The organism is Pseudoalteromonas sp. PPB1 (assembly GCF_015356275.1).
GTDB lineage: Bacteria > Pseudomonadota > Gammaproteobacteria > Enterobacterales > Alteromonadaceae > Pseudoalteromonas > Pseudoalteromonas rubra_D.
In genome coordinates, this window is the sequence record NZ_JACEQV010000003.1 from 243,576 (window position 1) to 269,206 (window position 25,631).

Genomic DNA, 25,631 nt, shown 5'->3' on the forward strand with positions numbered 1-25,631 from the left:
ATTAATCAAGGTGTATAGCTCAGCCACAGTACAGGGAACTGAATGACCAAAATTGCAATACTCACCAGCGGGGGCGATGCGCCCGGGATGAATGCCGCTATCCGTGCAATCGTGCATAGCGCTCAGCACAACCAGTATGACTGCATCGGTTTTTTCCATGGCTACAACGGCCTGTTAAACGACGAGTGGCAAACCCTGACACATCATGATGTAGCCAATGTGCTGCAATTTGGCGGCACTATTTTAAAAAGTGCCCGCTGCCGCGCAATGTGCGAGCCACAAGGTCCAAAGCAAGCCGTCAATACACTCAGAAAGCACCAGATTGACGCTTTGATCGTAATTGGAGGTGATGGCTCATTTAGGGGACTTGAAGCGATTAAGGCCCACTGGGAAGGTCAGGTTATCGGCTTGCCCGGGACCATAGACAATGACCTGGCCGGCACCGACAACACCATAGGTTTTGCCACCGCGGTCACGACCGCCACCCATGCTATAGATAAGATCCGCGACACCGCAAACGCCTTTGAGCGTGTCTTTATTGTCGAAGTCATGGGCAGACACAGCGGCCATATTGCCTTTCATGTCGGACTGGCGACCGGCGCAGAGGCTATCTTGTCATTCGAAAATTGTGATTCTGCCGACACCAGACAACAACTGGATCGGCTGATAAACCAGATCCAGGTGCAACAGCAATACAACCACGACAGCTTTGTAATTGTATTGGCTGAAAACCTCTGGCCTGGCGGACCTCAGGCCCTCAAAACACAATTGGCTGAGCAGGCTGGTATCGAAAGCGCAGTCTGTGTACTTGGTCATATCCAGCGCGGTGGCAGCCCGGCACCAGAAGACCGCCTACTGGCCACAGAGCTGGGACTGGAAGCCGTCAATGCCGTAATGGATAGCCGAACTGGGATTATGATAGGCAAACAAGGCACAGCACTACACGATGTGCCCCTGTCACATGCGATCAGCGCCGCCAAGCCGGTCGACGCACGCTGGATTAAGGCACAACATGATGTACTCACCGAGTACTTAGTCAAACACCGTAAATAACTCGGCGTTTAACCACAAGTGCACCAGGATACTGGCGGCGTAGCCCAAAGCTATCACAGGCGTCCATTTGAGGTGACCAAAGAAGGTATAATAGCCTCTGGCTTGTCCCATTAATGCCACGCCCGCCGCCGAGCCAATGGAAAGCAGACTGCCCCCCACCCCGGCGGTCAGCGTGATCAATAACCACTGGCCATGGGACATCTCAGGCTGCATTGACAATACGGCAAACATCACCGGAATATTGTCGACTACGGCCGAAACCACACCTAAGAACACATTGGCAGCCGTCGCAGACCAGTCTCCATACAACACTTCCGACATCAGGCTCAGATATCCCAGAAAACCCAGCCCCCCGACGCACATCACAATGCCGTAGAAAAACAGCAAGGTATCCCACTCGGCGCGTGACACTTTCGCAAAGACATCAAAAGGCACCACATTGCCCAGCGCCTTCAGACGTTCCTGGTCGCCGGCCTGCTCTGCCTCAGCGCGCTTTCTGTCCAATGAATTGGGTAAAGTGGTCCGTAAAAAATAGCCAAAAAACTGCAAATACCCTAGCCCCATCATCATACCCAGAACTGGTGGCAGGTGTAATAAGCTATGGCACGAGACCGCTGTAGCAATAGTCACTAAAAACAACACCATGATGCGCCGCGCACCACGCTTAAGTTCAATGTGCTCATCACTGGCTGCTGGCTTCTTATTCTTTACGAACAAGCTCATGATCAAAGCGGGCACCAGGTAATTTGCCAGCGCCGGGAAAAACAGAGAGAAAAACTCAGCGAAATGCACGATACCGGCCTGCCACACCATCAGCGTGGTAATATCACCGAACGGGCTGAATGCGCCACCCGCGTTCGCCGCCACAACAATATTAATGCAACTGAGGTTAATAAATTCTTTGTCACCCTGACCTACTTTCATGGCGACCGCACACATTAACAAAGCCGTCGTCAGGTTATCCGCTATCGGCGAGATGACGAACGCCAGAAAGCCGCTAAGCCAAAACAAAGTTCTGAAGTTAAACCCACGACGTACCATCCATACCCGTAAGGCATCAAATAAGCGCCGCTCTTCCATGGCATTGATATAGGTCATCGCCACCAGCAAAAATAACATCAGTTCTGAAAACTCAAGTAAATTATGCCGAAAAGCATGCTCAGTCAGCTCAGGTATATCATGCAATACATAGTAGCCGCCGATCAGCATCCAGATCAGTCCGGCGGCCACCAGCACAGGTTTGGATTTACGCATATGAAGCTTCTCTTCTAGCATGACCAGAATATAAGCCAGTACAAAGATAGCAATGCAGATCCAGCCAAGGGCGGCCGAGGTGAGGTCGATGGGCGTTGCAACGTGGTTGGCCGCAGCTGATATCGCTGTCGGGTGCCAGAGCAGAAAAATTAAGGCGAGCAAAACGTAAAGCGAGTTTTTCATGTGTTATCAGGTCCGAAACAGGGTTAAAACGTGGTTAACTTGAGCGCGGCTACTTGATAGCACACTTTTCGCTCCATCTGCATTCGACACAAGTCTAAGCCCACCGCCTTACTTAGAGTTGCTCTCCCCCGCCAGCCAACAAAAAACGGGTGTATGACCACTGTCACACACCCGTATGATAAGATGATGAAATTTTATCAGTTGACCACAGTTCAGTGCCAACTAGGCGTCTTTACGACTGATCCGCTCAATCATCAGGATCAGGGCGAGGCCCGCCACAGCTAATAAAACGCAACCCAGTACGTAAGGTTCCTGGCCAGAAATACGAGCAAACTCTCCCGGTAACACATTGGCTTGCGTTAACGGCTTCTCTATGCCCTTAGAATTAGTGTAAGTGGTTAACACTTGCTTCCAGGGCCACAATAAGTTCAGTGAACCAAGCAAAAAACCACATAGCAAGGCAAAGGTGACCTGCTCAAAGCGACTAAGTAACCATGACAACAGACGTGAAAATGCCATTAGACCAACCACACATCCCCCCAAGAACAAAGCGATCAACATCACCTGCATCTCATTGACCGCACTGAGTACATGGCCATACATTCCCAGTAATAACAAGATAAAGCTACCGGAAATACCGGGTAAAATCATGGCACAAATTGCGATTGCACCAGCGGCAAAATAATACCAGGTCTGTGGCACCGCTTCGGCAGGCGCCAGAGAAGTGATCACATAGGCAATCGCTGCACCTGCCAAGCACGCACTGATGGTCGGCAGGTCCCAGCGAGAGACTTGCTTACCGACATGAATAAACGAAGCGATGATCAGGCCAAAAAAGAACGACCAAACAAATAACTGATGGTGCTCAAGTAAATAAGTAATGAGTTTCGCCAAAGAAGCGGCGCTGGTCAGCAAGCCCGCAAATAACACCACCAAAAAAGTGCCGTCTATATGTTGCCACGCGGCCTTTAATCCATTGCTTCTGAGTGTTTTAATGGCGTCCAGATTGACACTTTTAATTGCCCCAAGCAGACGGGCATAAATACCGGTAATAAACGCAATGGTGCCACCGGACACACCCGGTACTACGTCGGCGGCGCCCATACCTGCCCCTTTGAAAAACAACCAGATAAAATCACGTTTGGTGTCAGTTTTATTGCTCAAAGCACTCTCCATCGATTTTTTCGGCACGAGTTTACCGAAATTTTGTGACGCTGCACATAGTGACAACCAGAATGTCCTCAAGCTTTGCGGTAAATTGCCGATACAAGGGCATTAGCAAGGTAAGGTGCGTAAACATGCTCAATTATTCCCGGTTTTTTCTGACAGTCAGCCTGATGATAAGCCTGGTCGTGGCAACACCAACTCAGGCCGCAGAGCAACAGAACCCACCGAGTAGGTCCTCACAATTTGACAGCGATCTACGCTACTGGCTGAGCAGCGAAAAGCTACTGACGATTAAGGATGAAGAGCAGGAAATCTCAGTTTTATTCTCAGAGTATATGGCCGCACCAAAACGTGGCATTATTATTTTGTTGCCCGGGATGGAACAAAGCCAGCTTTACAATAATGGCCTAAGTTACTTGCATCAGGCATTAACGGACGACGGCTACGATACATATACCTTGCCGGTACCCGATCTCTCAAGCAACGGTGACCTTGCAGCGAACATCATTGACGCGCAGCCCAATGAAGTAAAAAGTTCGGCGATCCCGGTGCTCAGTGAACTGGCACTGGATAATTACAAAGCCGCATTGATTGCCCGTTTTGAAGCCCTCTATAAAACTCTGGCGTTGCGTCAGCAGGAACACATTGCCATTGTGGCATTTGGCAACAGTGCAGGCCTGTTTGCAGAGTACCTGGCTACTTTGCCCAGCGTCCGGGTCGATGCGCTGATCACTGTCAGCGCTCAGTTGGCCAATGCACAGAGAAACAGCCACTTGCCAGCCAGCTTATCACTCGTCGCGCCAGCTTTGCTGGATGTCTTTTATACATTCGACAGCCCCCTGGTTCTGGAAACCATAGACGATCGCCGCCGCTGGGCCAGACGTAACAGCAAACTTGATTATCGCCAAAGAGAGCTTTTCGGGGAGCAGCACCAGCCCTTGCAACATCAACGACTGCGTAAAGAATTAACCGGTTTTTTGCGCCGGCTCTAGTCTGAATTGGAGACTGACTTAACTACTGCGTTTTTGTTTCAGTAATTCATACGCTGATTGAATACTCTGGCTTTTTCGCTTAGCAATTTCCATCATGTGCGCAGGCAGACCCTGAGACACCAACTTGTCAGGGTGGTGTTGTGCCATCAGTTTGCGATACGCGCGTTTGATGTCCTTGTCCGATGCACCATCACTGAGACCCAATACCGCAAGCGCTTCGCTGCGTGATACGGCTGATGACTGAGGTTCACGTGCAGACTCTCGCTGTTGTCTTTGCTGACCCCCACTCTGGCGCTGCTGAGATTGCTGAGACTGCCATTGCGCGCGCTGCTGACGAAAACGAAACTCGGCCTGATAGCGGCGCAGCAAGAAGTTATACTGAGTCTGAGAAATCCCCAGGTACTTGCTCACTTCGCGCAGTAATGCCTGTTCCTGCTCAGACACATGGCCATCCGAAAACGCCATCTGAATTTGAATTTCCAAAAACAATTGCAGTAAATCGTAACGCCTGGCAAAAGCTTCTCTGACTTCCCGCACCGCATCTTTCACCGAAAAGTCAGCTTCCTTGCCCGCTCTGAACGCATGTTGTGCTTCACGCCGATCATCACCGGTTAACGCCATTTCATCCATAAAGGCCGTTGCCGCGCGAATATGCACCTCGCTGACTCTGCCATTTGACTTTGCAATATGGCCCATGACAGAAAAGCAGCTGGAGAAAAACAGCGCCTGACGTTCACTGAGGTCGTCACCATTTAAAAAGCCCTGGAATCCGCCCACTTTATCAAAATCTTGCTTTAGGCTTTTGTCGAACAAATGACCCAGATAAAACCCGAGAATAGCCCCCAGCCACTTGCCAAACATAAAGCCAAAACCAGCCCCCAACAACTTACCCCACATATGTGTGCTCCACTGCGTTGTTGATCTCAACTAACCGCTCAGGCGTGCCAATATCGTGCCATTGCCCCAGATAAAGTTCCGTTGAGACGCTCCCCTGCGCCAAACCCGCCCTGAGCATCGGACCCAGAGCAACAAATTGTTCCTGCACTCCGTTAAAGAAATCTTTGTGATATAAGCCAATACCCGCAAACGTATAGGCCTGAGTATGGGTACTTTGATGTGCCAGCGGAAAATCTCCGTCCGGATTATGAGGTGGGTTTTCCACCAATACCAGATGGGCCTCACCAGGTAACAGATGCAAACGCGACAAGTCATGCACTGCATAATCGGTAAAAATATCGCCGTTGATCACAATGAAGGTGTCTGTTTCAGTGCACAACGCAGGCAGAGCACGGACAATGCCGCCCGCCGTTTCCAGCCCCCCTTCAGGTTCATCACTGTATTGAATAGACACACCAAATGCACTGCCATCGGCGAAGTATTCACGTATTTTTTCGCCTTGCCACGCCAGGTTAATGACTATGTCGGTGATGCCTGCGTCTGCCAACCGTTTTATGTGGTATTCCAGCAAGGGCTTGCCTGCAACCTCAAGCATGGGCTTTGGCATAGTCGCCGTCAGCGGCATCATACGCTTGCCTCGGCCTGCGGCCAAAATCATTGCTTTCATTTTTGTTGTTCCAGCTTAGCCTGTACCAGGGGTATTATCTCGGATTGCAGACTGGTTGCAAGCCATTGAAATGTATCAACACACTTTGCGGCCTCATAAATGTATTGCAAAGTTGGCAGAATGTTATGCAAATAACCTGGCTTGCCATCTCGCAAATATAAACGTGCAAAGATCCCCGCAGCCTTGAGGTGACGTTGTAACCCAGTCCACGCCAGTTGCTGCTGATATTCCTCAAAAGAACTGTGTGGTGCCAGCAGGCCGGCTTTGCTCAATACCTCAAAACTATAACGTTGCAAATGGGCCAGCTGCGCCTCAGGTAATCGGTAATAACAGTCTTTAAGCAAAGATACTACGTCATACGTTACCGGGCCCTGGACAGCATCCTGATAATCTATCACCACCCACTGCTGGTTGTGCCACATCAGGTTACGGCTGTGAAAATCCCGATGCATGGTCACCTGCGTTTGTGCCAGCATATTCCTGATCAGCGCCTGCTTTAGCGCAGTCCATTGTTGGCACCAGGCCTTCTGGGGCTCGAAACCCAACCAGCGATTAAGTAACCACTCACTAAATATTTCCAATTCCATGTCAATGAAGGCCGCATCATAGGGCTTCATAAGTGGACTGGCTGGCAGACGGGCCATGTCAGGCAACATATCAATCAAGGATTCATAGTCCCCCTGCACCTCAGACGCTGAAGCAAGCCGGTCGGCCAGATGCTCAGAGCCGAGATCTTCTAACAACACAAACCCAAGCGCACAATCTGCGGCAATAATTTGTGGTACTCTTATTTTGCCTTGGCTAAAAATCGTGTTCAGCTCAACAAATGCCGTGACGTCACCCATCTCAGGAGCTACATCGAGCAAAATAGATGAGTTGCCCTGGTAGGTAACACGAAAATAACGACGAAAACTGGCGTCTCCGTCGAGGGCAGTTACCTGCTCCGGTAAGGCATGATAATGATTGTGCAAAAAGGCCGCGCGGGCCTGCGCTCTTAGCGCAACCTCTGGTGACAGGCTTGGGGTCATTTTTCTTACTATTTCCTATTCTTAACTACTGTAATTAACACGCTTTTCATTTATCATGTCTGGCTTGAAAATGAATTTCGGCAAACAAGGTTGATAAATGAGCAAAGCTTGGGGCCTCTTCGTGCTTCCCCTAATCAGTACAGCGACTTTTGCTAATTCGAACATTGATGGCCTTCAGTGTAAAGACTACTTTCAGCCTAAAAACTGGCAACCCATCGCTGATTTGCCCAGTGGCGCTATCGATATTCAGTCTGACAATGTTGAATTACAGGGCGTCGACAGTGCTGAATTCAGTGGCAATGTCGTCATTAGCTCCAATATCATGAGCTTGTCAGCTCAGGCTGCCCTGATAGACAAACAGCAAGGATTACTCAATGCCACCGGCCCACTCGTTTTTCAGGATAAGTACACCCTGGTTAACAGTACCGGTATGTTTGCCAATCTCCAGGAATACGAATTCAGCCTGCTCGGTGCAGATTATTGGCTGACCCAACAAAATGGCCATGGCAGCGCCGAAAAACTGCATGCCACCGCCAATCAGGTTGATTTGCTCAATTCCAGCTTTACCACGTGCCCAGGAGAAACCCCCTTTTGGTCAATCGAGGCCAGCAGTATTGTCATGAATCGTGACAGTGGCTGGGGTGAAACGCATCATACGATCCTCAAAATACTAGATACACCGATTGTCTATGTACCCTATTTTACATTTCCCATAGATGATCGCCGCAAATCTGGTGTGCTCACACCGACGATTAGCAGCTCCAGTCGTCGCGGCTTAGGAGTTGCAATACCGTACTATTTAAATTTGGCCCCGAATTACGACGCAACCATCACACCACGCTACATGTCAAAAAAAGGCACTCAGCTGATTTCGGAATTTCGTTACCTGACCAAACATCATCAAGGCCAACTGGCCATAGAGTTTTTGGAACAGGACGATTCTGCCAAGCAACTTGATGAGCGATATTTGGTCAACTGGACCCAAAACAGCTATTTTGATGAAAACTGGCGCGCCAGCGTCGACATCACCAATGTCAGTGATGACGCCTATATTTCAGATTTAGACTCCCAATACGCCAATGAAACAGACACTCAGCTCTACCGTACCGGTCAGCTCAGCTATTTAGGTGATGAATGGGCCGTTGACCTGAAGCTACAAAACTTCGAAGTTTTGGGTAACCACACTGAGTCATACGCGGTGTTGCCCCAGCTCACAGTTAACCACGTGACGCAAAACTATCAAGGGTTCAATTGGGGACTCATAGGCCAAATCAGCCACTTTACTAACGATGAACTGACCGTCACAGACGCAACCCGAATTCACTTCGAGCCAAGTGTGTCTTATGACTACAACGCCTATGCCTGGTCATTTGCCTCTAACCTGAGCCTGATGCATACCTATTATGAACAGGACGGAGATGAGGCGTTCTCACAATCTCAATATAAAAAATCAGTTTCCCGTACACTCCCTAAACTGCGCTTACATGGCCAGTTAAATCTGGAACGGCCAACAAACTTCATTTTGCAACAAGGTACGCAAACGCTGGAGCCACAGATCCAGTATTTGTACACACCCAGAAAAGACCAGTCCGGTATCGCATTGTATGACACCATAAAAATGCAGGACGACTTTTTTGGCTTATTCCGCGAGCAGCGCTTTTCTGGCGTCGACTTTATCGCGCAGGCAAACCAATTTACGCTGGGCGCAACGACCCGATTGTTCGACAGCAACAACAGCGAGCGCTTTAACTTCAGCATGGGCCAGATCCTCTATCTGAGTGACTCAGCTAAGCCCACAGAGCAATCTTTGGAAACCAACCTACTGACACAAAACAGCCAGGAGTTTGGCAGTAAAAACTACAACGCCTTATTTGCAGCTGAAAGTATGTTGCATTGGCACCGTCGTTGGTACTTCTCCGCCGGTTTGCAGTATGATGCTGACGAAAAGGAGCTGATCCAGTCTCACATGACACTCGACTATCGAGGCAGCAATAAAAAGCTCGTTCAATTGAACCATCACTACGCCAGTGATGTCTCAGGATACGAAATTGATCAAATCGGTCTGTTCAGTAGCTTACCCATAGATGAAAACTGGCAGCTGGTTGCCAGCTATCATCGTGATATGACGGCTAACCGCAGCGTTGAAGTATTTGCTGGTTTGCAGTACGAATCATGCTGCTGGGCGGTGCGCATAACAGGTAAACGTCAAATACAAACTGACCTTAACCAAACGATTTCGCGTGATGACGCAATTTTTGACACAAGCTTTGGTATCAATTTTGTGTTAAAAGGGTTAGGCAGCAAATCAAGATATGATGCTAGCCAGTTACTACGTTCGGGTATCTTTGGTTACCGCAGACCGTTCTTTTTAAATAATTAACAACAAAGACTCTTATGAATTTAAAAAAGCTATTATTAGTTCCAATTTTAAGTATGACGCTGGCACAACCCGTTTGGGCTGAGCGTGTCCAGCTGGACAAAGTAGTCGCAACGGTTAACGACGGTGTGGTACTAAAAAGCGAAGTGGACAAGATCCTTAACCGCGTGAAAGAGCAAGCAGAGCAACAAAACACTGAGCTTCCGTCAGATAACGTACTACGTATCCAGGCCATTGAAAAACTCATTGATCAGGTGCTGATGGAGCAAATGGCTGCACGTATGGGTATGGAAATCTCCGATGCTCAGCTTGATCAGACACTGGCCAGCATGGCCAAAGATCAAGGTGGCAGCATTGCCGATCTACGTAACTCGATCGAAGCCACAGGCGAGAGCTTTCAGGCATATCGAGAAGAGATTCGTACTGAAATCATGGTCTCGCAAGTACAACGCGCCGCGGTAGATCGCCGTATCTATATCAGCCCGCAGGAAATCGCCAATTTACAACAAATTTTGGCACAACAAACTGGCCAGTCAGAGGAATATGATATCGGCCACATCCTGATCAAAGTTGACAGCAAAGCGAACCCGGAAGACATCGAAGATGCCCGTGAACGTGCCGAAAAAGTCATCGAATTTCTCAATGAAGGCCGAGAATTTAAGCGTATCGCCATCGCTTCATCTAGCGGCGCTAAAGCACTGGATGGTGGTCAGCTAGGCTGGATGGGCATCAACGAAATGCCAACGCTGTTTGCAGAAGCGGTAAAAGGCAAGAAAAAAGATGACATTATCGGCCCACTGCGTTCTGGTGCTGGCTTCCATATTCTAAAAGTACAAGACATCCGCGGACGTCAGGTCGTTGAGCGGGTGGAAATGCGCTCTCGCCATATCCTGATAAAGCCGTCGATCATCCTTAGCGAAGAAAAGGCACGAGATATGTTAGCAGGCTTTGTGACAGATCTGCGTAATGGCGATGCAGACTTTGCTGAGCTGGCTAAAGAGCATTCAGAAGATCCTGGTTCAGCGCTTAAAGGCGGTGAATATGACTGGACAGATCCGACTACTTACGTACCTGCATTTCGCGATGCTTTAATGTCGCTAGAGCAAAATGAGATCAGTGAGCCATTCAGAAGCACTTTTGGCTGGCACATCGTTCAGTTGCTTGATAAGCGTGTTGCTGATAAAACAGAGCAAGCGAAAGCAAATCGTGCCCACCAACTTCTGTTTCGTCGTAAGTTTAAAGAAGAGAGCTTTAAGTGGATGCGTGAAATGCGCGAGCAGGCGCACGTAGAAGTAATCGACTAATAGAAGAACTAAGATGAGTTTAAGAATCGCAATCACCCCCGGTGAGCCGGCAGGGATAGGGCCTGATTTGGTCATCAAACTTGCACAACACGACTGGCCTGCACAGCTGGTCGCGGTTGTGGATAAAGACATCATGCTACAGCGTGCCAGGGAGCTAAATACGACCATTAAGCTCATTCCGTTTGACCCTGATGCACCAGCCGTAGCCGCGCCGCCTGGCAGTATTTATTACCTCCAGGTAGACCGTGGCTGTGACGTCACCGCAGGTGAGCTGGATGAACGCAACGGTCAGTACGTCTTAGATACCTTACGTATCGCCTCGGAAAAAAATATGGACGGCACATTCGATGCCGTCGTGACAGGACCCGTGCACAAAGGGATTATCAATCGCGCTGGTATTTCCTTCAGTGGTCACACTGAATATTTTGCGCAGCAGTCCAACACCCCCGATGTGGTTATGATGCTGGCCACAGAGGGACTTCGTGTAGCGCTGGTCACGACCCACATTCCGCTTGCTTACGTATCTAAAGCCATTACCCATGACCGACTCACGAAAGTGGCACACATTCTTTATCAGGACTTGCAAACCAAGTTTGGGATTGAAAAGCCAAATGTCCTGGTATGCGGGCTAAACCCGCATGCTGGTGAAGGTGGCCACTTGGGCAATGAAGAAATTGATACCATAGAGCCGGTGTTAACCGAGCTCAATGCGCAGGGTATGCATTTTGTTGGCCCGCTGCCCGCAGATACTCTATTTCAGGCGAAATATCTCGAAAATACCGATGCCGTATTGGCAATGTATCACGATCAGGGTTTACCTGTGTTAAAATACAAAGGATTTGGCAATTCGGTAAATATTACACTCGGATTGCCCTTCATCCGCACTTCTGTTGATCATGGCACGGCACTCGATCTTGCCGCCAGTGGCAACGCAGAAGTCGGTAGTTTCGAATTAGCGATCCGCGAAGCAATTAAGCTCGCCACCAAGAAAACACAGAGTTCATGACAGATAAAGTACATTTGGGCCACCGAGCCCGTAAACGCTTCGGCCAAAACTTCCTTAACGACAGCAACATCATCGATAAGATTGTGACGGCCATCGATCCCAAGCCTACAGACAATCTGGTAGAGATAGGTCCAGGCTTAGGCGCCATCACTGAGCCCGTGATAGAGCTGAGTGACCAGCTAACTGTTGTGGAACTGGATCGCGACCTGGCAGAGCGACTGATCCACCACCCTTTTATGGGACCAAAACTCACGGTACATCAAGGCGACGCTATGAAGTTTGACTTTTCTACGCTCCTGAAAGGCGATGAAAAGCTTAAGATTTTTGGTAACTTACCTTATAACGTCTCTACGCCACTGCTGTTTCATTTATTTGAATTTGCAGATCAGGTTGAGCACATGCATTTCATGCTGCAAAAAGAGGTGGTAAACCGCATGGTAGCTGGACCAGGCAGTAAAGCCTATGGCCGCTTGAGTGTTATGACACAATACTATTGTCACGCTATTCCGGTGATCCAGGTCCCTCCCACGTGCTTTAAACCAGCACCCAAGGTTGACTCTGCGGTCGTGAGGTTGATCCCCAAAGATGCGCAACAACGCAGTGCAAAAAGCACCAAAGTGCTGAACACTGTGTGTCTTGAAGCCTTTAATCAAAGACGTAAAACGTTGCGCAACAGTTTATCGAACTTAATGACTGCCGAGCAACTGAGTGACCTTGGGATCGACCCGGGTTTACGTGCCGAAAATATTTCCCTTTCGCAATTTATTGAGATAGCAAACTGGATCTATGACAACAAAGAGTGAGATCGGCTCACCGATCAAAGTATCTGTAGAAGCCTTCTATGTTGAAGGCCAATCTCAGCCAGAAAAAGACAAATATGTCTTTGCCTACACCATTACCATTAAAAACCACAGCTTGTGTAATGCCAGGCTGGAAAGCCGCTATTGGTTGATCACCGATGCCAACGGTAAAGAAACCGAAGTCGAAGGTGATGGCGTAGTCGGAGAGCAACCAACGATCCGTCCAGGAGAAAGTTACCAGTACACCAGCGGCGCAGTGTTAGATACGCCAGTTGGCACAATGGAAGGCTACTATGTGATGCGCAATGAATTTGGCACTGAATTTCGCGCTCCAATCCAGGTATTCAGACTGAGCCGTCCGGATATCCTGCACTAATGGCCAATTATGTGGTCGGTGATCTGCAAGGCTGCTTTGCACCGTTAAAGCAGTTGTTGCAGGAAGTTGCCTTCAACCCAGCGCGTGATCACCTCTATCTGGTAGGCGATATTGTAGCTCGGGGCCCAGATTCACTCGGCTGTCTCGACTTTGTGTTTCGCCACCAGGATTGCGTCACTATTACCCTTGGCAATCACGACTTACACCTTATCTGCAATGTATTACTGGGCAAAACACCCAACCCTAAAGACAAGCTCGACGCCCTATACCAGCACCCTCAATTACCAAATTATCTGGCCTTTTTGCGCCGTCAGCCATTGTGCGTGTATCTTGATAACTACCGCACCTTTATTTCTCATGCAGGTATTCACCCTGATTGGGAGATTGAACAAGCCCTGTCATTAGGTCGCTGGGCGCAACAAAAATATCAAGGCGATGAGGCCAGCCAGTTTCTGCCTGCGATGTACGGTAAAGAGCCCCGTCTGCTACTGGATACTGATGAGCAAAGCCGCTTTAATACCATAGTCAATGTATTTACCCGGATGCGCTTCCTGACTTCGCAGTGGCATCTCGATTTTGACAATAAAGGCACGCTGGACGATGCCGGCGAGTTACGTCCCTGGTTTACTCATCCACGCTTCCAAAGTGAGGCCAATCGTTACCTTTTTGGGCACTGGGCAGCCTTGCAAGGGATCACAAAAGTCCCCAATGTCACTGCTTTAGATACAGGGTGTGTGTGGGGAGGACCGATGACCCTGCTTGATTTAGACGCAAATGAGCAAATTTCGAGCAATTAACTGTTTCTCAGCCGATTTTACTGAATTTTGAATTCACATCTGCTATAAAATACTTAACTATCGCGCAATAAATCCGATAAGCATTCATTCAGCTTTAATTTGATGGTACCCGTATGAATTTGACTGTAAGCCAACGTATCTGGGGTGGTTTTATAATAATCACTCTACTCCTGTTGATGATCGGAGGAAACTCGCTGCTAAGGATCGCCAATATAGATAATTCCACAAGACTGGTTAATTCGCTTTCATTGCCCGCTCTGGACAGCAGTGCTGCGTTACAAATTGAGTTCACTCAGATGAGTAAACTCGCCCAGGGGAGTTACTTTACGCAATCACCCGATGAGCTGAACTCACTCAAGGCAAAATTCAATGAACGTCAGCAAGCGTTCAATAAAACCTTTTCTGAGTTAGGTGCTGTGGTTGATCAAGACCCAGGTCTGGCACAAAGCAAACGCCAGGTCGAATCAAGCTTCAACCAATTCTCGACCTCTGTGCAGGACTTGTTGAGTAACAAGGCCCGCGAGCTAATGTTGGTAAAGACACTTAAGCAACAACTTGAAGACACAGAAATGGCCGCCGAGGATGCCACGACAGTGGTATTGGATATCCTCGATTTAGACGGCTTACAGGATAGTGACAGCCGCGCTTATCAGGCAGCAACAAAATTAGAAAACCTGTTTAGTTCTGCGGTGACAACCAGCACAGATATGATGACCATCAAAGAGCGCAACACGCTGGACATCGTTGACAAGGAACAGGCCTATGTACTGGAAGAGCTGGAGCGCAATATGTCTTTAATGACAACCACAGTCGCGCAGCTCGACAGCACTTTAGTAGACGACTTACAACAATACTACGATGACCTGCTAACTCAGCTCAAGGGTGCTAACGGCATTTCCGGTAATGTCGGTCAGCTAATCGCGGCACGACAAACAACTCGTACAGAGTTAGACACCGCTGAAGCGACCACCAACACCGCCCTGAAACAGCTTGGTGAACTGGTTGCACAATCAAAGCAACTGGCGTTTGATATTCAGGATGAAGTACGTGCAGACGTCACCTCTGCAAATATGTGGACCTGGGTTGGTATGATCATGGCTGCCTTGTTAGCAATCGTCATCGCTTACCTGACTGTCAGTCGTATTACTAAACCCTTGTCTGAAGTTAATCGCGTCTTAAATATCGTCGCTCGTGGCGACATGACCCAGACACTGGATGACTCAGCAAAAGATGAGTTTGGTGAACTGGCGCGCAGCTGTAACAGCCTCATAGCCAGTTTGCGAGAGTTGATCACTGGTATCGTATCCCGCTCAACTCAGCTTGCTGCTGCCTCGGAAGAGACCTCAGCCATTACCATTGAGTCTAGCCAGGCAATTAAGAGCCAGCAGTCTCAGGTTGAGCAAGCCGCGACGGCAACCACTGAGATGAGTAGCACAGCCCATGGCGTGAGCAACAGTGCCCATCAGGCATTGCAGGAAATCAAGAATGCCGATAAAGAGGCCGAGCGCGTTAAGGGCATTTCTCAGGATAACAAGCACACCATTGAACAGCTGGCTCATGAAGTCGAAGCGGTGTCTGAAGTAATCAACAAGCTACATCAAGACAGTTCAGCGATTGGTGGTATCCTGGATGTGATCCGTGGTATTGCAGAACAAACTAACCTGCTTGCCCTGAATGCCGCCATCGAAGCAGCACGTGCCGGTGAACAGGGTCGTGGATTTGCGGTTGTTGCCGACGAAGTGCGCTCCCTGGCCAGCAAAACGCAGGAGTCGACACAAGAGATCCAGGCCATGATCGAATCATTGCAAAGCGGTGCGGAAGAAGCCGTCAGCGCGATGTCGAAAGGCCAGCAACAAGCTGAATCTTGTGTTCACCAAAGTGATGTGGCCAATGAAGCACTTAATTCAATCACGGACGCCGTGTCTCGTGCACATGACGTGAGCGAAGAAATTGCCAACGCAGCCAATGAACAGCAACAAGTCTCTCAGGAGATCAGTGAACGTCTTGAATCCATTGTGACCATCGCCGAACAAACGGCTGAAGGGGCAAATCAGACGTCAATTTCAAGCTCAGAAGTGGCCAAACTAGCCGAAGAACTGAGACTGTCTGTTGACCAGTTCAGAGTCTGATATCTGTTAATGAGTAATGTCAAAGGCCCGCTCAGTGAGCGGGCCTTTCTATTTCAATCAAGACAACATTTATACCCATTTTTTACTTAAGATAAATAGTGCTTTTCTGATCAGGACATACAGGCCCATCGTAACCACTCCGTCAACAGTTGTAATTTAAGGGACAATCCTGCACACTTACGCGGTTTTTAACGGAGTAAAAAATAATGAAAAAAACACTGTCTCTAATTGCACTTTCCACTTTACTGGGTGGCTGCTACTCCAGCCCTGAATCTGTCAACAGCACAGCGCGTTTTGCAAGCCCGGAGGTAAATAAATCCCCTTTTCACCTCAGTCTGTCTTTGAGCACAGATACTCTTAATGTCATCCCGCTGAACACCACCGAATACGTGACTGATGATTCGCATTTACGCGCTGCAGCAGAGCTGTCTTTGGGCAACGGTTTCGAATTAGGCTGGGCAGCCGGAGGAGAAGGAAAATACAGTCTGAAATACCAGTTTTACGGCAAAAGCAGAGAAGAGGCCAGCAGCGGCGATGTCTCCCATGCCGTGAGTATCAGCTATGTCAGTGGTGATGACTCTGGAGTTGAAGCAGGCAATTATATCGGCGGTACCGCGTATAATAACGCTCACTGGGAATTTGATAAAAACGCCATCGATGTGGCGTTGATTAGTGGCTATCGCCTGACCCCGGAGCTTTTGCTATATGGTAGCGTGTTCTATCAGGACGGCGACATTGACGGTCGTTATTACATCCCAAACTCCAGCACTTGCAAAACAAAATGTAAAACGGACCCCATCAACAGTGATGGTAAAAACTACGGTGTCAGTCTAGCGCTTGAGTATACTTTCACACGCAACCTATTTGGTACGCTTGAGGTCACTCAACATCACGCCGATTGGTTTAACAGAAGCCAGTCAAAGTCTACTGCAAACTTTAATTTAGGCTATCGGTTTTAACAACAAAATGGCTGGTATATGGCAGTCTATCTTATCAACCTGGCGATAAGATATGTCTGGATGATCCATGCAGTCATTGCCAGCCCAAATGCCTCTGCGATTCCTGTAAGCACAAAGAGGCGACAACTTGCAAAGCTGTCTGATTACACTAATTCAGCCACCTCACTAATTTCGTGACTCCGAATTACACCACCTGCATGTAGACAGTATCATTGAGGTGAAAGCGAGGTGAAGTCTAGCAATAGACCCAGTCAGGTCAGGCATAGCCATCACTAACTGGATCTATATCCTCACTTTTACTTTGGTTAGTTTATTACAGAAAGTATTGGTATTAACCAGGCTGCAATGGGTAAACATCGCTCAAAGTGTGTCTGATCCAACTGAAATGCGCTTTCATGGCAATTTCTTATTTTATAGTAATCAGGCAGGATATTGCTCTCACCAATTGTATCTGCCGCAACTAAACCGGGCGCCAACGGACCCTTAAATATTCTTAAGAAAATTTGTTCTCTGGCCGCTTCCGCACCCCAAAAATAGAATGGCCTCACGCTATACTGACGTTCATAGTCTCGCTTTTGATCTTCATGACCATGCTGTCTAGGCAACTTCGGCGATCTTTCCATCCAAGCATGATTACCGTCTAAAGACGCTATCCAACCAAGCATAATATTACTATTTGGAACATGGCGAATATCAACCCCAGCTTTACGGGCGAGACGATTAAGCTCACCTTTACCTAACAGTGCTAACTTAGAGAGCTGAATTGCGTTGTAAACAGGCGCAAACTCTTGAGGACTGAATTTTCCATTTTTTAAATGCATGTCCCCTTTTATTCTTTCAGAAACATCTGGAATTAGAAGTAGCTTCTTATTTAATCCATCCATTTTGAAAGCATTATTAATCACATCATCGGAAGGCGGATTGCTAATCCAGCGAAGCATTTTTTCCTGATCGTCATTGAGAATTTCTTTAACGACATGCTTACCAATCCTTTCAGATAACGCGTTAATATCCTTTTTTATCTGATTATACTGAGAGTAAATACTTGCCAAACCATTATGGTCTTTAGCTAGGTCTTTTAGAGATTCAGATAATTGGCTTTGTAAATTTTTAAGCTTCTTAGCCGCTTCACACATGTGAGGAGTAACAGTTCCTATTGGATCGCCCGTATAAATAGGACCGTAACAAGCCAGCCATTCTGTAATTGGCTTAGCACTAACTGTATAATTTTTACCATCCGCGATTAGTTTTGCCGTACTGATATTAGCGCTAATGTATGCCTCACCTGCTTTTTCTACTGAATACTTAAAAAACTGTGAATAGGCGGCATCCAACGCAATTGCTTTTACATCTAACTCATAACCAAGGGCTAATGCGGTCGTAACCAAAGCAAGTGCCTGTACAGCTTCATTCTTTGACAGTTCTTTGATACCCAGCGCCTTAGCTGTTTTTTTAAGCTCAGGATTACTGTCCCAGATAGATTTAAGTTCCGATTTTAATCGTGCTAACTCGTCCTCTTTCTTTTTTAATTCATCAACTATACGTCTTGCATGATCGTCACTCCACAAACACAACCCTTTCCTTTCCTGCTCTTTACGATATTCATCAGCATCCTTACAATTCCTAAATGGGTCATCGAAAGAAGGACAAAAAGCAGATGGAGAGAATGGTAAGAGTTCACATACCACATAGTTACCTATGTTCCCCCGGTTAAGTTCTTTTATTTCTTCTTCAAGTCTTGAGATATTTCTTTGCTGCTCTTCGCGCTCGGCGCCCCCCTTTTCGTACGCGGCAATCAGATCATTGTAATATTTTTGTCGCTGCTTCGAGATATTGATCCAACTCTCTAGTGTCCGTTTTAAAATACCAAGAGGCTTAGCTTGCTCAGCCGCTTCATCTTCAAATGCTTTCATACTTTGAAGGTGTTTTGAAAACGTTGACTTTTTATATTGAGCTGACACCCCATCGTTATCCAGCAATTTCTCTTTAATTGCCTTTATTTGATTGGACGACACATTAAGCACACTGCTTGCCTGTAAGCTGTAAGGTTGATACTTAGAAATATACATTTCTAGTAATTTATGTCTTATCTCTACAGCAAATGCATCAGAGTCACCCAGATCAAACGCATCACCCGCGTAAGAGTTAACATAAGTATGGGCAAACACATCGCTGGCGGCATGGCTTAAATACCCTGAATAAAACGCACTCCATTCGGAGGAAGATATGCCATCTGGCTTTGTCGACAAATAGGTTAACCACTGGTTACTATTCCAACCGGTGCCTGCATGAACAGTGACTTGTCCGCCAATAAAGTCAGGTAAAACATCGGGACCATTTGTACCCAGTAAGTACAAGTTTTGATTTGCCAGAATAGCACTTGCTAAATCTTTATTTACAGCAAAGTCACCATAAGGGGGGATTGATACTTTATGATCACGTAAGTCATTGATGACCTCTTTACCAACATACATATGCGTTTTTAGTTCGAAGGCAGCAACCATGTTGCTAACTAACGCAGACAGAAAAAATAAAAATTTAAAAAACTTCATAATTATTTTATATAATTACTTCTTAATAATGAGAAGCAACTCCTTTTTCGTTAAATTCGAGCGCATTATCCATTTATCGCGCGAGTTCTCAATTACTATTTCCACATTTAATAATTTAACAAAGTTAAAGGCAGGAATTATTAACAGAAAATCACAAACAAAATAAAAACAGAAAAAAATTAAAAATATATCTTTTATTTATAATTTAAATATAACAAAGGTAAGACCACTGTTTCACTCTCCCAATGGGCACTCCCTACAAGATTAAATTGCTCACAGCATATCTATCGACATAAGTAAATGTGTTACTCAGAAATATACCTGGAAGTAACTGGTTCTTCAGCACTGAATATAAGTCCCAAGCCTGCGAGGCCTGTCGTAAGCGTAGTTTGAATAATGGATTAGCGGTTATCTGTGGCTCAGACACCTACATAGATTGACGAGGAGCACTCCGGAAATGACAGTATCAGTTAACCAGTATGACTAAACTACAGCAGCCTATTTATCACCCGTTTGTACCAATGGATTGGTTACACTCTCGCGCTGACTTCATCTCTCACCACAGGTCTTTGCCCAGTGCTGTACAGCCAGCCCAGCGTAAACTCTCCACCCTAAGCGCAAAATTGAAAACGCTCGATTACCTTCATTGTAAGTTGATCCATAGCCATGGCTTTTCTCATAACTGTGAATGGCCGCCTTGACTACGAGCACAGGCATGAGAGGTGACAAAAATATTCCCAATACCCATGTATATTTTTTCAGCAAAATGACTCTTAGATTGTTTAGCACCTCCCAGGATGGGTACTGTCACATATCCTGACACGCAATCACTCTAGATGATAAAATGGCTGTCAGCCATCATGTGAACCGTTATCCAGATCTTTTCACCAGGCACAAAAAAGCCGCTTAAGTTTCCTTAAACGGCTTTTTCAATGTTAGCGTTTGAGCTTAATTGAACAAGGCATTCGCCTTAGCAACCACATTCTCAACCGTGAAGCCAAAGTGCTTAAACAGCTCAGCAGCCGGCGCTGACTCACCAAAAGTGCTCATGCCTACTACTGCGCCATTCAAGCCTACATACTTGTACCAGTAGTCTTCAATACCCGCTTCAATCGCAACACGACGTGTCACAGCCGCTGGCAATACTGACTCTTTATACTCAGCAGATTGTGCATCGAACGCATCGGTAGATGGCATAGACACAACACGTACGCGCTTGCCACTGTCACGAAGCTGTGCAGCCGCTTCGACAGCCAACTGAACTTCTGAACCTGTTGCAATCAGGATAAGCTCTGGCTCACCGTCACAGCTCAGCACATAACCACCTTGCTTAATGGCTGCTACCTGCTCGTCGCTACGCGCCTGTTGCTCAAGCCCCTGACGGGTAAATACCAGTGACGTAGGACCGTCTTTACGTTCGATAGCCTGCTGCCAGGCAACCGCTGATTCAACCTGGTCGCACGGACGCCAGTTAACCAGGTTTGGTGTCATGCGCATGCTCGCAAGCTGCTCTACCGGCTGGTGTGTCGGACCATCTTCACCCAGACCGATTGAATCGTGGGTGTAAACGAAAATACTTGGTTGCTTCATCAATGCAGCCATACGCACTGCGTTACGCGCGTATTCCATAAACATCAGGAAGGTCGCGCCGTAAGGAATGAAACCTTTGTGCAGTGCGATACCATTCATGATGGCTGACATACCGAATTCACGTACACCATAGAAGATGTAGTTACCTGACGCATCATCAGCGGTCAGGCCTTTAGAGCCTTCCCATAACGTCAGGTTTGAACCTGCCAGGTCCGCAGAACCACCCATAAATTCAGGTAACAGTGGGCCAAACGCATTCAATGCATTTTGTGACGCTTTGCGGGTTGCCGGATTGGCTGGATTGGCCTGTAACTGTGCAATGTACTCTGCACTTTTCTGTGCCCAGTCAGCAGGTAACTCGCCTTTAGTACGACGTTCAAACTCTGCCGCCAACTCAGGGTAATGCATCTGGTACTCAGTGAATTTAACCAGCCACTCGCTCTGAATTTGCTGGCCGTGCGCCGCAGCATCCCACTTAGCATATACAGACTCAGGAATATCAAACGCTTCGTGCTCCCAGCCAAGGAATTCACGTGCCGCTTTGATCTCGTCGTCACCCAAAGGTGCACCATGACAATCGTGGCTGCCCGACTTGTTTGGTGAGCCGTAACCAATCACTGTCTTACAGCAGATTAAGGTTGGCTTATCCGACTCAGCGCGCGCCGCTTCGATGGCAGCGGTGATCGCCTCGCTGTCATGACCATCCACATCTGCAATTACGTGCCAGCCATACGCTTCAAAACGCTTAGGTGTGTCGTCGCTGAACCAGCCTTCTACTTCACCATCAATAGAAATACCGTTGTCATCCCAAAATGCGATGAGCTTGCCCAGGCCCAGAGTGCCTGCCAAAGAACATGCTTCGTGAGAAATACCTTCCATCAAACAGCCATCGCCCAGGAAAGCATAGGTGTAGTGATTCACGATGTCATATTCATCACGGTTAAACTGTGCCGCCAGAGCCTTTTCAGCAATCGCCATACCTACCGCATTGGTAATCCCCTGGCCAAGTGGTCCAGTGGTTGTTTCGATACCTGGAGCATAACCATACTCAGGGTGACCTGGTGTTTTAGAATGCATTTGGCGGAAGTTTTTTAGTTCATCAATTGACAGATCATAACCAGACAAATGCAATAGAGAATAAATGAGCATGGAGCCATGGCCATTTGATAATACAAAGCGGTCACGATCGACCCAGTCAGGGTTATTTGGGTTGTGCTTTAAATAATCGCGCCACAATACCTCTGCGATATCGGCCATACCCATTGGGGCACCCGGGTGACCGGATTTGGCCTTTTGAACTGCGTCCATGGACAGAACGCGTATGGCATTTGCAAGTTCTTTGCGAGATGGCATGAAGTCTCCTACTTTTTTTGTCATTTGAGTGGCAAATCTGTACCTAATATACCCGTGTGGCGACGTTGTCATGTTTACCTTAATGTGTGGCAATTCAATGCATGACACGCCGAAATGCAGGTAACTCGATTAGAAAATTGGTCCCCATTCTTACCTATTAGGGTAACCACTGCAATTAAAAATCAATGAATTCTTAGCGTCACCGGGGACTTTTTTACTGCGTTTTTCGCAAAGATTTAAAATTAGACGTCTAGGCGTAAAAAAGCTATGCAGCCGTGCGCGTTTTCGATAATATATCGCTCTGATTTTTTCGCGCTATTCCTGTTGTTTGTGAAGCGCAATATTTGTGAGCATAAATACAATGGCAAAACATTTATTTACTTCTGAATCTGTTTCTGAGGGTCATCCGGATAAAATCGCCGATCAGATCTCTGATGCGGTACTAGATGCTATCCTTGAGCAAGATCCAAAAGCACGTGTTGCGTGTGAAACTTACGTAAAAACCGGCATGGTGATGGTCGGTGGTGAAATCACCACTAGCGCCTGGGTTGATATTGAAGAACTAACGCGTAAAACGGTACGCGAGATTGGCTACACTCACTCAGATATGGGTTTCGACGCCGACTCGTGTGCAATTCTGAACACCATTGGTAAACAATCACCAGACATCAACCAGGGTGTTGACCGTACTCGTCCTGAAGAACAAGGCGCGGGAGACCAGGGTCTGATGTTTGGTTATGCCTGTAACGAAACCGACGTATTAATGCCGGCACCTATCACTTACTCACACCGTCTGGTTCAACGTCAGGCGCAGGTGCGTAAAGATGGCACTCTGCCTTGGTTGCGTCCTGATGCGAAGTCACAGGTAACATTTGCCTATGAAAATGGCAAAGCAGTGGGTATTGACGCGGTTGTCCTGTCAACTCAGCACTGTGATTCAGTTTCCCAGGATGACCTGGTTGAAGCAGTGATGGAAACCATCATCAAGCCAGTTCTACCAGCTGAACTTATCACTGAAGCGACCAAGTTCTTCATCAACCCGACTGGCCGTTTCGTTATCGGTGGCCCAATGGGTGACTGTGGTCTGACTGGCCGTAAAATCATCGTAGATACATACGGTGGTATGGCACGTCACGGTGGTGGTGCATTCTCAGGTAAAGATCCATCAAAAGTTGACCGTTCAGCCGCTTACGCAGCACGTTATGTTGCTAAGAACATTGTAGCAGCAGGCCTTGCGGACAAATGTGAAATCCAGGTGTCTTACGCAATTGGTGTTGCTGAGCCAACGTCTATCAGTGTTGAAACCTTCGGCACAGGTAAACTAGAAGAAGCACGCCTGATCGAATTGATCCGCGACCACTTCGACCTGCGTCCTTATGGCTTGATCACTATGCTGGACCTTGAACGTCCAATCTATCAGCCAACTGCGGCATACGGTCACTTCGGCCGTAATGAATTCCCGTGGGAAGCAACAGATAAAGCAGAAGCACTTAAAGCCGCTGCTGGTCTATAATTGTAAACTCAGATTTACAGACAAGGCGCCTTAGGGCGCCTTTTGTTTTACGGATTGAAATAATTAATTCCCAGAAATCAGAAACTCTTCAATATCTTCTTTAATATCCACATAATCATCATCGTGAATATTTAAGACAATCATTATCTTATCTTTAAATGCATGCCAGTCGGCACAATTGCGAAAGTACTTTCCTTCAAATGCGAGATTTTCTGCCAGTTTAAGAATGGCAAAGGCCTGTTGTTCGCTCTCATCATGCTCTTCTTCCAGGTACTGCGGATCATGGTGGCGTAAGATTATCTGACACATGGATTTGGGAATATTCCAGGAGCTCGCAAGATAATAACCCACCACCGCATGATTGGTCGGATACAACTCCTCCTCATAGTGCGCCAAAGTATATTCGGGTCGCTGTATCGCGCGAGTCATGACCTCTTTGTAGTTGTCATAGCGCATCGCCATAGCCGGTATACCCGCATCATGAAACAAACCCAATAACTGCAAGTTCTCAATGGGGACATTCGCGCGTACCCGCTTGCCAATTAACATCGCTATCTGAGAAATATCAATGGCATTGTCCCAGAAGCGCTCTAACGAAATACAACAAAGACTCTGGTCGAACGCTTCTTTCAATAAGTAGCCAGTAACAATCTGTGTGATGCTATTGAGCCCCAAAAACATCACCGCCTGTTTAATGTCAGACACCGTCCTGGACATCCCATAGGCCGGAGAATTAATCACTTTTAGCACCGCGGCCGATGTTGCGACATCTTGTGAAATGATGTTCGCAACACGATTGAGCTCGGGCTCTTCACTATTGAGTTCATTCTGAATGTGTTCCAGAACTTCAGGCTTTGCAGGCAGATTAAAACCGGAGCGTAACTCCGCCAGTGTTTTTTCATCAATATTGAGCATAACAACAAACAAGTCAGGCTAGTTTGATTTTAGTGTAGACGATGATCCAGTGATGATCATTCGAACGGGCAGGTATTTGCGGGCGTAATGGCCCAAGCCTTGGCATTGTGCGCCTGTGCCTGCAGTAATGCATATAGTGCGTTAAAAGAGGCGCGAGTGTTGCGCAATGCTACTTTGTCGACAAACAACTGCGGCGCATCGCCCTGAATATCTGCCGAGATCTGGTAGTTTATTTCAACGCCATCGTCTCGTTCCGTCAAAACCCATTGCACTAAGACAGGTTGAATGCGGATCATTCCCGGTTCAGACGGATACTCGGCGACTGAGCGTATCGTTAGCACATAACTGGCGGGCGACTTTTGCAATAAGCAGGCATGCGTTACCATATCCCGCTTGCGCAGTGGCCAGGGCAAATCAAAGTGGGTCAAAACCAGCGTCTGATTTGGCGCAGGACGAGACAAAATCGTGACGGCGCTGACATGCTTAACCCACTCAGAAACACGGGTGGTATCATGTAGCAGGTTAATCACCGATTTTGCACTGACGCCAGGCCATTTTCCGGTGACACGGATCCTCAAAGGATGATCAGGCGGCTTCTGATAACTGATAGAAAATAAAGAAGAGTGATACCAGGGCTGCCAGCTTGTCTGGCTCTGCACGCTGTGACCAGCAGCCGCAAAGCAGACTAGCCACAGCAGCATGCTCAGACATGCTAAACG

The 25,631-nt window shown here is 47.5% G+C and carries 20 protein-coding genes; 11 read left to right on the forward strand and 9 right to left on the reverse strand.

Features of this window, described 5'->3' with window-relative positions; translation table 11 throughout:
* The first annotated feature begins 42 nt into the window (after nt 1–42).
* The gene (locus IY568_RS04890) at nt 43–1,053 is read left to right on the forward strand and encodes an ATP-dependent 6-phosphofructokinase (protein WP_194866908.1); all 1,011 of its coding nucleotides are present in this window, start codon (nt 43–45) and stop codon (nt 1,051–1,053) included.
* Here the strand turns inward: IY568_RS04890 and nhaD are convergent.
* Both nhaD and IY568_RS04900 read right to left on the reverse strand, forming a co-directional pair.
* A complete protein-coding gene (gene nhaD / locus IY568_RS04895) occupies nt 1,033–2,490 on the reverse strand; it encodes a sodium:proton antiporter NhaD (protein WP_171045031.1) in 1,458 nt (485 codons plus the stop codon). The two genes, IY568_RS04890 and nhaD, sit on opposite strands and share 21 nt — an antisense overlap.
* Before the next feature lie 222 nt (nt 2,491–2,712).
* A complete protein-coding gene (locus IY568_RS04900) occupies nt 2,713–3,666 on the reverse strand; it encodes a DUF368 domain-containing protein (protein WP_194866942.1) in 954 nt (317 codons plus the stop codon).
* A gap of 122 nt (nt 3,667–3,788) precedes the next feature.
* Between IY568_RS04900 and IY568_RS04905 the strand changes: the two genes are divergently transcribed.
* Nucleotides 3,789–4,649 carry a DUF3530 family protein gene (locus IY568_RS04905; protein ID WP_228553132.1) on the forward strand — a complete coding sequence of 287 codons (861 nt, stop codon included), beginning with the start codon at nt 3,789–3,791 and terminating at the stop codon, nt 4,647–4,649.
* 18 nt (nt 4,650–4,667) lie between these two features.
* Here IY568_RS04905 and djlA read toward each other — a convergent pair whose 3' ends face one another.
* Genes djlA through IY568_RS04920 form a run of 3 tightly spaced genes read right to left on the reverse strand, consistent with a single transcriptional unit; the run spans nt 4,668 to nt 7,241 of the window.
* The gene (gene djlA / locus IY568_RS04910; RefSeq protein ID WP_125559898.1) at nt 4,668–5,546 is read right to left on the reverse strand and encodes a co-chaperone DjlA; all 879 of its coding nucleotides are present in this window, start codon (nt 5,544–5,546) and stop codon (nt 4,668–4,670) included.
* Nucleotides 5,536–6,213 (reverse strand): N-acetylmuramate alpha-1-phosphate uridylyltransferase MurU, encoded by a 678-nt coding sequence (murU, locus tag IY568_RS04915; protein ID WP_138537663.1) that lies wholly within the window; start codon nt 6,211–6,213, stop codon nt 5,536–5,538. The genes djlA and murU overlap by 11 nt, the downstream gene beginning before the upstream one ends.
* Complete coding sequence (locus IY568_RS04920; protein ID WP_194866909.1) at nt 6,210–7,241, reverse strand: aminoglycoside phosphotransferase family protein; 1,032 nt, start codon at nt 7,239–7,241, stop codon at nt 6,210–6,212. The genes murU and IY568_RS04920 overlap by 4 nt, the downstream gene beginning before the upstream one ends.
* A 97-nt stretch (nt 7,242–7,338) precedes the next feature.
* Between IY568_RS04920 and lptD the strand changes: the two genes are divergently transcribed.
* The 8 genes from lptD (at nt 7,339) to IY568_RS04960 (ending at nt 16,989) form a co-directional block, all read left to right on the forward strand.
* Nucleotides 7,339–9,621, forward strand: coding sequence for an LPS assembly protein LptD (lptD, locus tag IY568_RS04925; protein ID WP_194866910.1), 2,283 nt, complete (start codon nt 7,339–7,341; stop codon nt 9,619–9,621).
* Between the two features lie 14 nt (nt 9,622–9,635).
* On the forward strand, nt 9,636–10,922 hold the full coding sequence (surA, locus tag IY568_RS04930) for a peptidylprolyl isomerase SurA (RefSeq protein WP_138537665.1): 1,287 nt from the start codon (nt 9,636–9,638) through the stop codon (nt 10,920–10,922).
* A 13-nt stretch (nt 10,923–10,935) separates the two neighbouring features.
* Nucleotides 10,936–11,928, forward strand: a complete 993-nt coding sequence (gene pdxA / locus IY568_RS04935; protein ID WP_125559888.1) for a 4-hydroxythreonine-4-phosphate dehydrogenase PdxA — start codon at nt 10,936–10,938, stop codon at nt 11,926–11,928.
* Entirely contained in the window at nt 11,925–12,731 is an 807-nt protein-coding gene (rsmA, locus tag IY568_RS04940; RefSeq protein ID WP_125559886.1) for a 16S rRNA (adenine(1518)-N(6)/adenine(1519)-N(6))-dimethyltransferase RsmA, read from the forward strand. The genes pdxA and rsmA overlap by 4 nt, the downstream gene beginning before the upstream one ends.
* A complete protein-coding gene (gene apaG / locus IY568_RS04945; RefSeq protein WP_194866911.1) occupies nt 12,715–13,104 on the forward strand; it encodes a Co2+/Mg2+ efflux protein ApaG in 390 nt (129 codons plus the stop codon). The genes rsmA and apaG overlap by 17 nt, the downstream gene beginning before the upstream one ends.
* The gene (locus IY568_RS04950) at nt 13,104–13,901 is read left to right on the forward strand and encodes a symmetrical bis(5'-nucleosyl)-tetraphosphatase (protein WP_125559884.1); all 798 of its coding nucleotides are present in this window, start codon (nt 13,104–13,106) and stop codon (nt 13,899–13,901) included. Before apaG ends, IY568_RS04950 begins: the two co-directional genes overlap by 1 nt.
* Before the next feature lie 113 nt (nt 13,902–14,014).
* Entirely contained in the window at nt 14,015–16,030 is a 2,016-nt protein-coding gene (locus IY568_RS04955; protein ID WP_125559882.1) for a methyl-accepting chemotaxis protein, read from the forward strand.
* Nucleotides 16,031–16,236: 206 nt separating this feature from the next.
* On the forward strand, nt 16,237–16,989 hold the full coding sequence (locus IY568_RS04960; protein ID WP_125559880.1) for a hypothetical protein: 753 nt from the start codon (nt 16,237–16,239) through the stop codon (nt 16,987–16,989).
* Between the two features lie 305 nt (nt 16,990–17,294).
* Here the strand turns inward: IY568_RS04960 and IY568_RS04965 are convergent, their stop codons facing one another.
* Together IY568_RS04965 and tkt are read right to left on the reverse strand one after the other, a co-directional pair.
* Nucleotides 17,295–19,541 (reverse strand): zinc dependent phospholipase C family protein, encoded by a 2,247-nt coding sequence (locus IY568_RS04965; RefSeq protein ID WP_194866912.1) that lies wholly within the window; start codon nt 19,539–19,541, stop codon nt 17,295–17,297.
* Nucleotides 19,542–20,489: 948 nt separating this feature from the next.
* Nucleotides 20,490–22,484, reverse strand: coding sequence for a transketolase (gene tkt / locus IY568_RS04970; protein ID WP_049864976.1), 1,995 nt, complete (start codon nt 22,482–22,484; stop codon nt 20,490–20,492).
* 361 nt (nt 22,485–22,845) lie between these two features.
* On the opposite strand from tkt, the gene metK reads away from it, so the two are divergent.
* Complete coding sequence (gene metK, locus IY568_RS04975; protein WP_010382626.1) at nt 22,846–23,997, forward strand: methionine adenosyltransferase; 1,152 nt, start codon at nt 22,846–22,848, stop codon at nt 23,995–23,997.
* A gap of 63 nt (nt 23,998–24,060) precedes the next feature.
* Here the strand turns inward: metK and IY568_RS04980 are convergent, their stop codons facing one another.
* Nucleotides 24,061–24,912 carry an HDOD domain-containing protein gene (locus IY568_RS04980; protein ID WP_010382627.1) on the reverse strand — a complete coding sequence of 284 codons (852 nt, stop codon included), beginning with the start codon at nt 24,910–24,912 and terminating at the stop codon, nt 24,061–24,063.
* 56 nt (nt 24,913–24,968) lie between these two features.
* Nucleotides 24,969–25,613 (reverse strand): START domain-containing protein, encoded by a 645-nt coding sequence (locus IY568_RS04985; RefSeq protein ID WP_194866913.1) that lies wholly within the window; start codon nt 25,611–25,613, stop codon nt 24,969–24,971.
* Nucleotides 25,614–25,631: the final 18 nt, after the last annotated feature.